The organism is Lentibacillus amyloliquefaciens, from assembly GCF_001307805.1.
In the GTDB taxonomy this organism is placed as follows: Bacteria; Bacillota; Bacilli; order Bacillales; family Amphibacillaceae; genus Lentibacillus; species Lentibacillus amyloliquefaciens.
On sequence record NZ_CP013862.1, the window covers coordinates 3507907 to 3521794 of the forward strand.

General features: G+C 43.1%; 13 protein-coding genes. 7 read left to right on the top strand and 6 right to left on the bottom strand.

The features are described from left to right. The first annotated feature begins 15 nt into the window (after positions 1 to 15). Positions 16 to 1686 carry a sodium/proline symporter gene (locus tag AOX59_RS17360; protein WP_068447422.1) on the top strand — a complete coding sequence of 557 codons (1671 nt, stop codon included), beginning with the start codon at positions 16 to 18 and terminating at the stop codon, positions 1684 to 1686. 4 nt (positions 1687 to 1690) lie between these two features. Then, positions 1691 to 2176, top strand: a complete 486-nt coding sequence (locus AOX59_RS17365) for a hypothetical protein (protein WP_068447424.1) — start codon at positions 1691 to 1693, stop codon at positions 2174 to 2176. Positions 2177 to 2276: 100 nt separating this feature from the next. Here the strand turns inward: AOX59_RS17365 and AOX59_RS17370 are convergent, their stop codons facing one another. Together AOX59_RS17370 and AOX59_RS17375 are read right to left on the bottom strand one after the other, a co-directional pair. After that, positions 2277 to 3155, bottom strand: a complete 879-nt coding sequence (locus AOX59_RS17370; RefSeq protein ID WP_068447426.1) for a PucR family transcriptional regulator — start codon at positions 3153 to 3155, stop codon at positions 2277 to 2279. Continuing rightward, the gene (locus AOX59_RS17375) at positions 3149 to 3895 is read right to left on the bottom strand and encodes a PucR family transcriptional regulator ligand-binding domain-containing protein (RefSeq protein ID WP_068447428.1); all 747 of its coding nucleotides are present in this window, start codon (positions 3893 to 3895) and stop codon (positions 3149 to 3151) included. The genes AOX59_RS17370 and AOX59_RS17375 overlap by 7 nt, the downstream gene beginning before the upstream one ends. A gap of 241 nt (positions 3896 to 4136) precedes the next feature. On the opposite strand from AOX59_RS17375, the gene AOX59_RS17380 reads away from it, so the two are divergent. From AOX59_RS17380 to AOX59_RS17390, 3 genes are all read left to right on the top strand, one after another. Next, positions 4137 to 5495 carry an aspartate aminotransferase family protein gene (locus AOX59_RS17380; RefSeq protein ID WP_068447430.1) on the top strand — a complete coding sequence of 453 codons (1359 nt, stop codon included), beginning with the start codon at positions 4137 to 4139 and terminating at the stop codon, positions 5493 to 5495. 45 nt (positions 5496 to 5540) lie between these two features. Then, positions 5541 to 7007 (top strand): CoA-acylating methylmalonate-semialdehyde dehydrogenase, encoded by a 1467-nt coding sequence (locus AOX59_RS17385; RefSeq protein WP_068447432.1) that lies wholly within the window; start codon positions 5541 to 5543, stop codon positions 7005 to 7007. Positions 7008 to 7182: 175 nt separating this feature from the next. Beyond that, positions 7183 to 8136, top strand: coding sequence for a hydroxyacid dehydrogenase (locus tag AOX59_RS17390; protein WP_068447434.1), 954 nt, complete (start codon positions 7183 to 7185; stop codon positions 8134 to 8136). 89 nt (positions 8137 to 8225) lie between these two features. Here AOX59_RS17390 and rraA read toward each other — a convergent pair whose 3' ends face one another. The 3 genes from rraA to AOX59_RS17405 form a co-directional block, all read right to left on the bottom strand. After that, positions 8226 to 8705: a ribonuclease E activity regulator RraA gene (gene rraA, locus AOX59_RS17395; RefSeq protein ID WP_068447436.1), complete on the bottom strand. Its 480-nt coding sequence runs from the start codon at positions 8703 to 8705 to the stop codon at positions 8226 to 8228. Between the two features lie 250 nt (positions 8706 to 8955). Next, positions 8956 to 10497, bottom strand: a complete 1542-nt coding sequence (locus AOX59_RS17400) for a multicopper oxidase family protein (protein ID WP_068447438.1) — start codon at positions 10495 to 10497, stop codon at positions 8956 to 8958. Between the two features lie 415 nt (positions 10498 to 10912). Beyond that, a complete protein-coding gene (locus tag AOX59_RS17405) occupies positions 10913 to 11779 on the bottom strand; it encodes an SDR family oxidoreductase (RefSeq protein ID WP_068447442.1) in 867 nt (288 codons plus the stop codon). A gap of 367 nt (positions 11780 to 12146) precedes the next feature. Here AOX59_RS17405 and AOX59_RS17410 point away from each other — a divergent pair, with 367 nt between their 5' ends. Beyond that, positions 12147 to 13085, top strand: a complete 939-nt coding sequence (locus AOX59_RS17410) for an LCP family glycopolymer transferase (protein ID WP_068447444.1) — start codon at positions 12147 to 12149, stop codon at positions 13083 to 13085. A gap of 135 nt (positions 13086 to 13220) precedes the next feature. Then, positions 13221 to 13640 (top strand): hypothetical protein, encoded by a 420-nt coding sequence (locus AOX59_RS17415; protein WP_068447446.1) that lies wholly within the window; start codon positions 13221 to 13223, stop codon positions 13638 to 13640. Positions 13641 to 13698: 58 nt separating this feature from the next. Here the strand turns inward: AOX59_RS17415 and AOX59_RS17420 are convergent, their stop codons facing one another. Next, positions 13699 to 13887 carry a hypothetical protein gene (locus AOX59_RS17420; RefSeq protein ID WP_068447448.1) on the bottom strand — a complete coding sequence of 63 codons (189 nt, stop codon included), beginning with the start codon at positions 13885 to 13887 and terminating at the stop codon, positions 13699 to 13701. Position 13888: the final 1 nt, after the last annotated feature.

A 13888-nucleotide genomic window follows, 5' to 3' on the forward strand; every position in this document is an offset into this window, starting at 1 on the left:
AGGAAGAAGTCGTCAATGAACTTAGACATTATCGTTTTTTTCATTTATCTGCTGGCGATGCTGGGAATAGGTTTATATTTTACCAGAAAAGCCTCATCATCAGCGGATCACTATTTATTAGGGAATCGAAAAATCGGAGCACCGGTTACGGCCATCAGTATGCAAAGCTCTTCTATGAGCGGTTTCATGTTCATGGGCGGGCCTGCCCAAGCATTTCAAGAGGGCTGGCATGCACTGTGGTATGCAATAGGTGACGCGGGCGGATCGATTGTGAACTTGTCAGTTTTGGGAAAAAGAATGAGAAGAATGTCACAGCTGTTAGGTGCACTTTCACCAGTGGAATATTTGGAAAAGAGGTTTGAAAGTACAGCTGTTCGTGTGTATGGTGCGGTTGTGGCGATCATATTTCTGTTTGCATATGCATTTGCACAGTTTATTGCTGCTGGAAAGGCGTTGGAAGCAATGTCAGGTTTTTCCTACCAAATGGCTTTAGTTATAGGTATAGGTGTCATCGTTGCCTATACTGTGCTCGGAGGATTTCTGGCTGTTGCTTTCAGTGGTTTTGTGCAAGGGATTATTATGTTAATTGGTGTGAGTATTATCGGTGCTATGGTATTGCCTCAAGTAGGCGGATTATCAGGATTGAATGCGCAGCTTGCCGAGATTGATCCTACATACCTCAGTATTTGGGGCAAGGATTTAATCTATTATGGTCAATGGGGTGTCATCCTGGGTGCAGTGCTTATTTATGCAATTGGGTATATGGGCCTCCCGCACGTCTCTGTTAAACATATGTCGATGGAAGGCGGCGACACGACAAAAAATGCTGTTCTTTGGTCAGCCGGCTTCAACCAATTATTTACGTTCACACCTTATATCTTAGGGTTGTCTGCCATCATCATTATGCCTAGCGTTTCCGATCCGGAAATGGTCATCCCGGAGATGGTTTATATGGTATTTCCAGGCATATTAGCGGCAATTTTGCTCTCAGCTATTATGGCAGCCATTATGTCTACATGTGATGCTTTGCTGATGCAAGCCGGGACAACACTTTCTCGCGACGTTTACAGCCGGTTTATTAATAAAAAATCCAGTCATAAACAACAGTTATTGGTATCCAGATTATGTATTTTAGTTGGGGGCATCGTTGGCATTGTTGTGGCTGTCTATGAGCCGCCAACCGTATTTGCACTTGTAGTATTTGCTTTCGGTGTACTGGGGAACACTTTCATGGTGCCTTACATTGCTTCGGTTTATTCAAAAAGTGCGAATAAAATTGGTGTGCTGTGTGCCATGGTTGGAGGCTCAGTAACCAACATTGTGTGGGAATTATTCACCTTCCAAAACGCGACAGGGATACATCCGTTCCTGGCCGGTGTGCTGGTTTCTTTGATTGCCATGCTTGTTGGAAATAAGTTTGGAACACCACCGTCAGATCCAATTTTGGATGCATTTGACTTAGCAAAACAGAATAAAAGAATTCCAAAGAAATTAGAAAAAGGAATTTTCGATGATTTAGCACCTGAAGCACAAAGTATTTCCCGTTTTCTTGAAACGAATAAAAATACCCAGGAATCAGCTGCTGTAAACCTGAGTACTAAAGAAACAGGGCAGACAACAACGTTTGACAAAGCATATGGGTATCCAGAACGACACTCTGGAGTCAGACTGAATTTAGAGGGTTGACGTCATGAGAGAACAAGTATTAACGCAATCTATTAAATTTGAAAAGAAGGAAATAGAGACGAGCTTTATGAAATTACAGCCTGATGCAACGTTTTCAGCCGATCGAATAGTCTATTATCCTTATTACTTTTTCATCTATAATGTGAAAGCTAAAAGACTTTTCCTGCCTTTAGATGAAAAAGTCGGCTGTGCCGTAGATGCCATTAATGGAAATGGTTCATTGGTGGATTCTAATCCAAAATGGGAAATGGTTGAAATATTAGATGAACAGCGAATACATGAGTCTCAGGCGCTTGAAGATTGCTTGACCATTTCCGAAAGTTTTGTTTACAGGTCTTTGTCATTAAAAATGCGGATGCTTTCTGTATCACATGTAAAGGTTGAACAACAACAGTTATTCTACAGGCCTTACTGGGTGGTTTACAACAGCAACAAGACCGGACAGGATTTTATTGTGGATGGTGTGACAGGTCAGTACCATCCTCTCTGAATACAAATAGCAATAGCTGCAGTAAAGGCAGTAATAATGCTGGGGAAAACCAAACGCCCCCTAAACTGCTGATGCTTGGCGTTTGGTTATTCAAAATAATTCATAACAAGTTTTCCGGGCTTGAATCTTCCATTAAATGATAGGCTTTGATCGCCGTTTCAATCGCCAGACGGTTAGTCGGTTCCAGGTAATCGTTTCCCAGTAGTTCTTCAATTTTATCAAGGCGGTGATAGAGCGTCTGACGCACAATGAATAAGCGCTCTGCTGTTTCTTTTTTTGATTCGCTGAATTTTAAATACGTTTCAAGTGTCGTCAGCAGTTCTGCGTTCATTTCCTTATCATGTTTAAGCAATGGACCAATATAATCCTCAATATATGATTCGATTAATTGATTGTCCTTAAGCTGGAAAAGCAGTCGGTATATCCCGATGTTTTCGTAAAGAGCAATGTCTGAATCGTGATATTTGTTCAGGTGAAGCACTTCATTGGCCTCCTTATAGGCTCGCCTGAACCTGGAGGTGTCCTGATGGTTGCCGCTGACGCCTATGTTTTGAGGATGAAGATTAAGCGTCTCCGGGCATTCTGAGATTAATGCAGTGAATTGATTGGCAGCAAATTTGTCGTGCTTGTCGGCATTAAAAAAACTAATGACAGCGATTTCAGTTTTCTTCACGGAAACTGCTGGATAAAAGCCATAGCGCTCAAACAATGATCGGATTGACATCGACCGCTGCACTTTTACTTCATCCCACGCATCATGATTGCTGTTTGAAGACGCATTATACGTCTGGCAAATAAACACTCTGTAGTATAAATGTTTGTTTGATGGCGGCATGATCATTTTGAGTTCATCAGGGTTATATGGTTTTCCTAGCAATAAATTTTGCACCAAATCATCTTCCACATTTAATTTTCGTTCTTCAATTGTCCTGTTTCTTAATAAAATTTGTGCAATTGATATGGCTGCTCTGTCTAACACAGTAAATAAAAATTCGTTTGGAGATGCTTCAGTAACCTGAAGACATAAATATCCCAAATTTGGCCGACAACATTCACAGGGGAGAGCGCAAACTTTTTATCGTCAATAGTAATGATGTTTTCGAAAACATTTGCGTTGCGATGATTTTGCACGTATGAAGCGAGTGATTCATTAAAAGCTTTCCCTTCAGGGGGATAATAATAAGCTTTGGCTTCATCAGTCATAAACAGTGCGTACGATTGAAATTGATTGTTTAATTTTTGCAGGATTTTTAGTATCCCATTTGGTGAGAGGGAGAGTTCTGTAAACGCTTGGGTCAACTCACTAATCTCATGAAGCATTTGATGGTGCTGGTCAATAATATGTGTATGCAAATGTTGTGTGATATCGACAAATTTAACAACTTCCTCAAATGCGATGACTGGAAAGTGATGCTCATCTGCAAATTGCTTAATTTCAGCCGGGAGCTTGGTGAAATGGTGCCCAATTTCAATACAGATGCCGGCAACATGTTTGTCAATTAGCCTTTCATAAGTGTTTAGTGAAGACTCGAGGCTGAGCCCTGTTCCTGTTGTGAGGACCAGCTCACCTCCGTTGAGTAGGTCATCAAAATCGTCCGTTTCAATAATATGTGTCCATTTAATGTTTTTGTCTAATCCTTTTTCGCCTGCTAAAACACGCGCGCTTTTAAATAGATCACTGTTTAGTGCATCATTGATTGTCAAGTTAAAGCTGCTCATTATTCCGCCCTCCAGACTGTTAAAACAAAACGAGGTTAATTTGACATATTGTAAAATGAAAATTTTAAAAATAATGGTTATAGTATAATTATGAAATGAATTGTAATCGCTGTCAATTGAATCAATATTCTATTAGGGCGATTAAAGACATTTAGTAATTTGAATGGATGCTTGGACAATTTGTAAAATCTGAAGTCGCGAACTCCTGTTTATAAACTTCAACTTGGAAAGGAGCGTTTAAATGAAAACTTTAAAAGAAGAGTCACAGACACTTGTGGAAAAGGATCAGAAAAATATATGGCATCACATGTCTAAAGGGGATGCTACGAAAGAACCCATGATTGCAACAGAAGCGAAGGGTTCCTGGATTACAGACCACAATGGGAACGAGTATCTTGATGGCATGTCAGGATTGTGGTGTGTAAATGTAGGTTATGGCCGTGAAGAATTGGCTCAAGCAGCCTATGACCAATTGAAAGAGATGTCGTATACGTCCATGTCCCAAAGTCATCTGCCGGCTATAAAACTCGCCGAAAAGTTGAATGAAATGCTGGATGATGAGTATATGATCTTTTATTCCAATAGTGGTTCGGACGCCAATGAAGTGGCCTTTAAAATGGCTCGGCAATATCATCAGCAAAATGGTGAGTCGTCACGGTATAAATTCATATCCCGGTACCGGGCATATCATGGCGGTTCCCTCGGTGCATTAGCAGCTACAGGACAATCACTTCGTAAATATAAATACGAGCCATTGACTTCCGGCTTTCTGCATGTGGCACCGCCGGATAATTACAGAAAACCAGAAAACCAATCTGTTGAAGAATATAACCTGCTAAGAGCTCAAGAAATTGAGGAAAAGATTATTTGGGAGCAGAAAGAAACAATAGCGGGTCTTATTATGGAACCCGTTATTACTGGCGGTGGTGTATTAATCCCTGATCCGGTGTATGTGGAAAAGGTTCAGGAAATTTGTAATCGCCACGGTGTCTTATTAATTATGGATGAAGTGATTTGTGGTTTTGGAAGAACCGGTAAAACATTCGGATATATGCACTATGATGTGAAGCCTGATATTATAACGATGGCAAAAGGCCTGACAAGCGCTTATTTGCCTTTATCTGTTACGGCCGTTCGCAAGGATATTTATGAAGCCTTTAATGATACGGAAGAAAACAGTCATTTTCGCCATGTGAATACATTTGGCGGGAACCCGGCGTCATGTGCTGTCGCGTTAAAAAATATTGAGATAATGGAAGAGGAGAACCTGACAAACCGGGCGGCTGTTTTAGGAGAAAAGCTGAGAGATGAATTAAAAGAATTGGAAAACCATCCCTATGTAGGAGATGTACGGAATCAAGGCTTTGTAATGGGAATTGAAATGGTAGAAGATAAAGCAACGAAAGAACCGGCGACTGACCAGAGAGTAAGTAAGATAATGGGTGAATGCAAAGCGAATGGTTTAATTATCGGGAGAAACGGTGATACGGTTGCCGGCTATAATAATATATTGGCGCTTTGTCCGCCGTTATCTTCTACAGATGATGATCTTGATTTTATCGTATCTGTTATTAAAAAAGTGTTTAAAGCAAATGAATGATATTAAATTTGCAACCTATTAGGAATTAATTCAGGAGGTATTAAAATGGCAAATTCACAAACAGAAGTAAAAACACTCAAAAATTATATCGGAGGCAAATGGATAGAATCTGAGAGTGACAAAACAGAGTCCGTGATAAACCCGGCAACCGGCGAAACAATAGCGGAAGTCCCAATATCATCCCAGGAAGATGTGGATCATGCGGTCAAAGTCGCTCAAGAAGCTTTTCAGGAATGGAAGGAGATGGCCGTTCCAAAGCGTGCGCGTATCTTATTCAAGTATCAGCAGCTCTTAGTGGATCACTGGGATGAGCTGGCTGAACTCATTACAATTGAAAACGGCAAAAATTTAAAGGAAGCTAAAGGTGAGGTGCAGCGCGGCATCGAAAATGTGGAGTTTGCTGCAGGGGCACCGAACTTAATGATGGGAGACCAACTTTCATCGATTGCCTCAGGTCTTGAGTCAGGGACGTATCGTTATCCGATCGGTGTTATAGGCGGTATTACACCATTTAACTTTCCGATGATGGTACCGTGCTGGATGTTTCCAATGGCAATTGCAACCGGAAACACATTTGTCATGAAGCCGTCTGAGCGTACACCATTGTTAGCGAATCGTCTGGCAGAACTGCTGACAGAAGCGGGACTACCTGATGGGGTGTTCAATATTGTTCACGGCGCCCATGATGTGGTCAACGGTTTGCTTGACCATAAACATGTTAAAGGTATTTCATTTGTAGGTTCCCAGCCGGTTGCAGAGTATGTTTATAAGCGTGGCACGGATAACCTGAAGCGGGTGCAGGCACTCGCCGGAGCGAAGAACCATTCGATTGTATTGAAAGATGCCAATATGGATAACGCAACTACTCAAATCTTGAATGCTGCATTTGGTTCTGCTGGTGAGCGTTGTATGGCAGCCTCTGTGGTGGCAATTGATGAATCTGTTGCGGATGAATTTATTGATCAGCTCGTTCAAAAGGCAAATGACGTCACAATGGGCAACGGGCTCGATGATGACGTCTTCTTGGGACCTGTCATTCGCGAACAGCATAAAGAACGGACCCTGAGTTATATTGAAACCGGTGAAAACGAAGGAGCCAAGCTTGTCCGGGACGGCCGTGATGAAGGACGTGCTCAGGAAAAAGGTTATTTTGTCGGTCCGACTATTTTTGATAATGTAACGACAGAAATGAAAATTTGGCAGGATGAAATTTTTGCGCCTGTATTGTCCATTGTTCGAGTGAAGAATCTTGATGAAGCAATAGACGTTACGAATGAATCGCCATTTGCCAACGGATCATGCCTGTTTACACGGGATGGTGGCAGTGTGCGGCAATTCAGGGAAACAATTGATGCAGGCATGCTGGGTGTCAATATTGGTGTTCCGGCGCCAATGGCATTTTTCCCATTCTCCGGCTGGAAGGATTCCTTTTATGGTGACTTGCATGCCAACGGGAAAGATAGTGTTGAATTCTACACACGCAAGAAAGTTATTACAACACGTTGGGTATAATGGTTTAAGTTTGATAGAGTGCAGCGCCGGTAAGGGCGTTGCACTCTTCTTTATGGTAAAGTTTTACGATAAACTGTACATTATTTCACTAATTTATTGCAATTCTCCATACTTTATGGAAAAATCAGAATTAGATACTAAAGGTAATGACCATTATTTTGGGGAGTGTACGCTGATGAAAATTCTTGTGACGGAACTGATGTGGGACGATGGCATTGAGGAGCTCAGGAAGCTCGGCTATACGGTTGATTACGATATGGAATTGGGCCGGAAACGGGAGGAATTACTCAAATTGCTGCCGGAATATGATGCGCTGATTGTTCGCAATGAAACGCGTGTTGATACTGAATTCCTTGATGCGGCAAAAAATACACGCGTCATCGGCCGGCTCGGTGTCGGGCTGGATAATATTGATCTGGAAGCGGCTAAAGAGCGGGACATACCGGTGATTGCGGCTAAAAATGCGAATGCCACATCCGTTGCCGAATATGTGATGGCGGCGATGCTTGATGCGTCACGTCCATTGTCGGATGCAGATGCTGATGTGCGCCAGGGCAATTGGGATCGTAAGTTTTTCACAGGCTATGAATTGAATAAGCGGACACTTGGGCTTGTTGGAATGGGTGAGATCTCACACCGTGTGGCGAAACGGGCACGGGCGTTTGGCATGGATGTTGTGGGTTATGACCCGTTTGTTGCGCCGTTTGACCATATACTGGCAGAAACCGGTGTCCGGCCGGCAGATACCCTAGATGAGCTGCTGCAACAATCCGATTTTGTTTCGGTTCATGTCCCCCTGACCAAAGCAACCAAACATATGCTTAATAAAGATAATTTTCCATTGATGAAATCGCATGCTTATGTAATCAACTCGGCCAGAGGCGGCATTGTACACGAAGAGGACTTGATTGACGCTGTCAAGTCGAAGCAAATCGCCGGTGCTTACCTTGATGTGTTGGAAAAAGAGCCGGTTCAAAAGGACGCACCGCTTGCACAGGTCGAATCAATCAGACTTTCACCACACATTGCCGGGCTGACTGATGAAGCGCAGTCCAGAACCGCCATGCTGATCGCCCAGGAAGTAGATCGGGTGCTGAACGGCGGAAAATCGATTTGTGCTGTGGTATGAAAGTTAGGTTGTAAAGTATGGAATCCATCTGCCTTTCTAAGGGCGGATGGATTATTAAGATTCGTGAAAAGATAGGTCCGATATTCAGCTTAAATCAGCTTTCTTTCTGATATAACAATTCCGTCTTCATCCGCATATGCAAAATTCCCAGGTTTCCACTCTACTTCTCCAAATGCCAGCGTTATATCTTTTTCACCTTCTCTTTTTTTGTTGCTTTTTAGAGGGCTTGTTCCGAGCGCAAGAACCCCGACGTCCATTTGGGCGATGTCTGCGGAGTCGCGGATGCATCCGTATATAATAACGCCCGCAAGATTGCGGTTTTTAATGATGCTGGCAAGACGATCGCCCATCAATGCACATTCTCGGGATCCCCCGCCATCCACAATAAGGAGATGACCTTCTGGAATTGTCTTAAGCGATTCTTCTACAAGCACGTTATCCTCGAGTACTTTAACAGTGGAAATTGGGCCCGCGAACGCTTTTTTCATTCCATAAGAAGTAAACGGTTGCTTGCAGATAGATAGTTCATTTGAATAGTGATCGCATAGATCTGTCGTTTTAAAACGCATTTTCTGTCATCCTTTTCATGAATTATAATAAGTGAATATTTTTTTCAAATTTATCTGACATTTGTATAACTGTCAAGATTGCTCGATTATTATTTGCAGAAGAACATATAAATACGTTCTTAACTGCATGGGCATGGAAGCTTTTGAATTATACGAGCGTATAAGATTCGTTTTATCGGAAGGAAAAATCCGGCGAATAACAGATAACAGCATCCTTTTGGGAAAAACTACCGGAAATCGCCAGCCTTATTTATTCCCGCTTATCCGGGTCAATCACCCGCATTGGACGCATCATGTCATAGTCTTCGTGCTCTAGTATATGACAATGCCATACATAGTCACCTGTGAATGGTCCGAATTTAGCGATGACGCGTGTGATTTGTCCGGAAGGGGCCGCCACAGTGTCTTTCCAGCTTTTTTCATTCGGTTCAGGTGGTTTTGCCGGGCCCGTGAACACAATTTTCCCGTCTTTGTTATAACGATTAAGGTCAAATGGCTGGCGATCAAGCACCTGGAACTGAATCAGGTGAATATGCATCGGGTGGGTGAAATCTGTGACATTGATGAATGACCAGACTTCGGTTGAGCCGCGTTCAGGTGTTTCTGTTACAGGGTCCAGCCACTTTTTGTTATCGAGCAGTAATAATGGTCGGCCAAGATTATCTGTTGAGCCGACGAGTTTCAAATTTCGGATGCGTTTGATACTGTTTTGTTTGAGTGAAGGGATTCGTGTTAAATGGCTAGGGATTCTACTTCTGTCTTCTTTTGATAAAGGCAAATCGACGTTGAATTGCATGACATCGTCTGTTTCATCTTTGGGATCGGCATCTGGTCCAAGATCATTTTTCAGTGTGATTGTTTCGCCTTCGTGTTTGGAAAAATCAATGATAACATCAAACCGTTCGGCCGGGTCAATTGCTAACGTGTCCAGCTTGGCAGTTTTTTTCATTAAACCGCCATCAGAACCGATTTGATAAAATGACTGCCCCGATTCTAAATAGAGCTGATACGTGCGTGTGTTGGCGGCATTCAGAATACGGAATCGGTATTTTCGCGGTTCCACTTCCAGATACGGCCAAATTTTCCCGTTAACGACGTTTGTTTCGCCATTAAAGAAAGGTCTGATGGACGGGTTTGGCCAGTTTTCCTGCGGCTCATCCGGCTGCGGAGGATAGAACAGGTCGCCGTTATCATGAAAGGATCGGTCCATGATGATAAGCGGGATTTCATAGTTGGCTGAAGGAAGCTTCATATGTTTTTCCCGTTCATCCCGGATAATATACATACCTGTCAGACCGGCATAGACGTTCAGTCTCGTAATTCCCATGGCATGGTCGTGATACCATAAAGTGGCGCCGCGTTGCTGGTTAGGATAATTGTAGACATCGGTTTTAAATTCAGACCCTGTATCCCTGAAGTCTCTCGTATACCACGCTTCAGGATACCCATCACTTTCCGGTGTTGTCTCACTGCCATGCAAATGTGTCACAGTACGGACTTCCGGAAGTTTATCAAGGTTATGAAACGATTTGTCAATTGGCAGTAAGTGCTTATCAGGCAGTTTATTTTTCCATTTGATCTTAGCCGGTTCACCATGCTTCACATCGATGACAGGGCCGGGGAACTGCCCGTTGTAGCCCCACAGCCGCGTCGGTCTTAAATCACGATGCATCTTTTGGCGGAACTCCGTCATCTCTATCTCATAATAGTTTTCGTGTTTGTCTGTGCGCCATGGTTTCAGTGTTTTTGGAATTGGCAGGGCATCCACAAATTTTTTCAGTTTTTTGTTCACTATGTTCAACCCCTTAAATGTGCATTTATTACAGTAGATGTTTGTAAGGGGCAAATTGCAATGGGCGAATGGTGCAAAGCATAAATTTCTTCTGTGGATGATTCGAAAGTTCTTGTTGAAACGGATAATATTGCTGAAATTCCAGACGACATGCGGTGTGCGTAGATTGGTGAAAGGAAACCGGAGCATTTCAGGCCATTATTTCCATTAATTTCCATTTGTTCAACGAATTCATCTCGATCGAATTTCTTGAACTCTCGATCGATTTATACCCCGTCTCGATCGCTCTTGAGTGTCATTCGATCGATTCGCAATTAAAACAAAGACTGATGAGGCAGACGGTCCTATACCGGCTAATGAAAAAAGACTCCCCGACTAAGGGGGGCTGTTCGGGAATAGGACAGGTCTTTAAGAATTATGACGACGTCCACGAGCCGCCATTAATATGAATGGCTTGTCCGGTCATGTAGGAAGACTCATCCGCTGCCAGCATAACATAGGCCCAGGCGTGTTCGGATGGCTGGCCGGGTCTTTCCATTAAGCTGTCCTGACCGAATGTTTCAACGCCATCTTCATTAAAGGAAGATGGGATCAGCGGGGTCCAGACAGGTCCCGGTGCGACAGCGTTTGCCCGGATGCCTTTTTTGGCAAGGCTCTGTGCGATGCTTCGCGTAAATGCTGTGACAGCCCCCTTGGTTGCAGAATAATCCATAAAAAGCGGATTGCCGCGGTATGCATTAATGGATGATGTGCTGATGATCGCATCACCATCCTGCATGTGGCGGACCGCTGCTTTGGTTGTATAAAAATGGGAGAAGAAGTTGGTCTGGAAAACTTCTTCAAACTGTTCGGATGAGATGTCCAAGAGATCTTCACGCACATATTGAATGGCCGCATTGTTGACGAGTACGTTCAGCTTGCCGAATGCTTCTACAGTTTTCTCCACGATATCAATGCAATGCTGTTCGTTTTTAACATCGCCCGGAAGCAATAGACATTGTGCGCCTTCTGCTTCGACCATTTTTTTCGTTTCTTCAGCATCATCGTGCTCATCCAAATATGATATTGCCACATCTGCGCCTTCTTTAGCATATAAAATGGAGACAGCACGGCCAATGCCGCTGTCACCACCGGTAATGAGCGCACTTTTACCTGATAATTTTCCAGTGCCCCGGTAATTGGTCGGCTGGGCAGGACGCGGATTCATATCTGATTCAATACCAGGCTGTTTAGACTGTTTTTGGCGTGGTGTAGAGCCTTTCTGCATTTTTCTTGGATCCATTAGTGAACCTCCTTCATCATTCTAACTTATAATGCGTGTTCAAAAAGGAGGATAACAAGGACCGAGAAGTTCGAGGCGGCGTAGTTTCGAGCAGCGGAATGTATGAATTTTAGATACAAGAGTAGCGAAGAAACAAGCCAACGAAGAAATTCGATGTGTCATTGTTACCGGACTTTTTGAACAGCCTCTTATAACAAGGATAACCGTTTTAATACATCGGGAAACATTTGGCAGACCCCCGAATGGCTGTTGTCTGTCTCGAATTTCCATAATACGTAGATATGATATTTGCAAAATATAGTTTCAATATTTGTGAAAGTATGCGATAATAATATAATGATAGAATAGTGTATCGGAGGATAAGAACGTGAACGAATCAAGAACAAATCGAAATCATAAAAAACCGAAAAAAAGACGCTGGCTGAAAATTACAGCAGCTGTTGTTTTTGTGCTGATAGCAGGGATTGGGCTGTATGCTTATTCCATATATGGCAATGCCCGGGATACGGTTAATGAAGAAATGCATGAACCAGTAGATTCGATTGATCGGGACATGACGAAAAAGAAAATGGAAGCATCCGAACCGCTGAACATTTTGTTACTCGGAGTGGATGAACGGGAACATGACAGCGGACGCTCAGATGCGTTGATGGTGCTGTCATTGAATCCTAAAGAAGACTCGATGCAGCTTGTAAGCATTCCGCGTGATACGCGTACCACAATTGTAGGAGAAGGTTTTGAGGACAAAATCAATCATGCCTATGCGTTTGGCGGAAGCGATATGTCTGTTGCCACCGTTGAAAATTTTCTTGATATCGAGCTGGACCATTATGTCCGTATGAATATGGAAGGGCTGAATGAACTGGTCGATAAGCTGGGCACGATTACTGTGGACAATGAAATTGCTTGGCAGGACGGCACGTATGATTTTAACGAAGGTCCCGTTGAGATGGACGGGGACAAGACGATGGCTTACGTGCGGATGCGCAAACAGGATCCGAATGGCGATTTCGGCCGGACCGAGCGTCAGCGGAAAGTCATTCAAGGCATTATTGAACAAGGAGCTTCTGTAGGTTCTGTTGGAAAAATCAATGATTATATCGATGTACTTGGTAATAACATGGCGACAAACATGGATTTTGATGACATGAAGAGCCTGTTAAACGGTTATCGCAATACCCGAAAGAATATCGCCAGCTACCAGATGAAAGGGAGCGGGACGAATATTGACGGCACCTATTATCTGATGGTGCCTGATGAGGAAATTGCCAAAGTTCACGGCATGATTAAAAAAGAACGGTCATAGAACTTGTAAATGGAAAAACGCATGTCACAAAAGAGGAGTGGCATGCGTTTTTGTGTCATCAATAGCAGTTTAACATTTTATCACAGGGGAATAGTTGAACGGTTTAAATGCAGCGTTTGAAGTGAGTGGTTCGAGATGAAAGATGTATTGAAGCTGAGTATTAGTGGGATAGTCGCCGGTATTGTTCTGATGAGCATATTGAAAATTGTTCAGCTGATCGCCGGCAGTGATGCTTATGTGTTGCTGTTCAATACGGATTACATACCGCTCTTGCCTGATTGGGGGCCTGAAGACATCGGCGGGGTAGCATTTCATTTTATTTTTTGCATTGTGAGCGTTGTCGCGCTATTTTTTATTCTGGGGCCGCTTCAGCTTGAAAAGTCGATACTGCCTTACTTTTTGATTTATACAATCGGCAGTGCTGTTTTATATTCGCTGACCGGCTTGACAGAGAGGGAGCCGACAATCGACGATCCGTTTTCATGGGCTTATTGGACAAGTGCGCACGCGGTGTACGCCTATGCGGTGGGCTGGCTGATTAAGCATTGGCTATAAGAGGTTGTTCAAAAAGCCCTCAGCCGCTTGGACGGCGAAAGAGGACTTTTAATGGCTTTCATTTCTTTTTATTCGGGCGGTCATTTCGGTATTTTCGCTTACTTTGCGAATCATCCCGGGACTTGAATTTTTTTCTTTCATTTCTCATGTTTTCTTTTAATTCTTCATCAGGCGGCTCATCCATGAATTTTTTCCCCCTTTCAAATTCCTCATAGTCAATGTTGTTTTTCTTTTTATCATTGTCCATG

What these genes read in the sequence shown, in the direction of transcription:
- AOX59_RS17360 (WP_068447422.1), top strand. Translation starts at nt 16, where the DNA reads ATGAACTTAGACATTATCGTTTTTTTCATTTATCTGCTGGCGATGCTG.
- AOX59_RS17365 (WP_068447424.1), top strand. Translation starts at nt 1,691, where the DNA reads ATGAGAGAACAAGTATTAACGCAATCTATTAAATTTGAAAAGAAGGAA.
- AOX59_RS17375 (WP_068447428.1), bottom strand. Translation starts at nt 3,895, where the DNA reads ATGAGCAGCTTTAACTTGACAATCAATGATGCACTAAACAGTGATCTA.
- AOX59_RS17380 (WP_068447430.1), top strand. Translation starts at nt 4,137, where the DNA reads ATGAAAACTTTAAAAGAAGAGTCACAGACACTTGTGGAAAAGGATCAG.
- AOX59_RS17385 (WP_068447432.1), top strand. Translation starts at nt 5,541, where the DNA reads ATGGCAAATTCACAAACAGAAGTAAAAACACTCAAAAATTATATCGGA.
- AOX59_RS17390 (WP_068447434.1), top strand. Translation starts at nt 7,183, where the DNA reads ATGAAAATTCTTGTGACGGAACTGATGTGGGACGATGGCATTGAGGAG.
- rraA (WP_068447436.1), bottom strand. Translation starts at nt 8,705, where the DNA reads ATGCGTTTTAAAACGACAGATCTATGCGATCACTATTCAAATGAACTA.
- AOX59_RS17405 (WP_068447442.1), bottom strand. Translation starts at nt 11,779, where the DNA reads ATGGATCCAAGAAAAATGCAGAAAGGCTCTACACCACGCCAAAAACAG.
- AOX59_RS17415 (WP_068447446.1), top strand. Translation starts at nt 13,221, where the DNA reads ATGAAAGATGTATTGAAGCTGAGTATTAGTGGGATAGTCGCCGGTATT.
- AOX59_RS17420 (WP_068447448.1), bottom strand. Translation starts at nt 13,887, where the DNA reads ATGGACAATGATAAAAAGAAAAACAACATTGACTATGAGGAATTTGAA.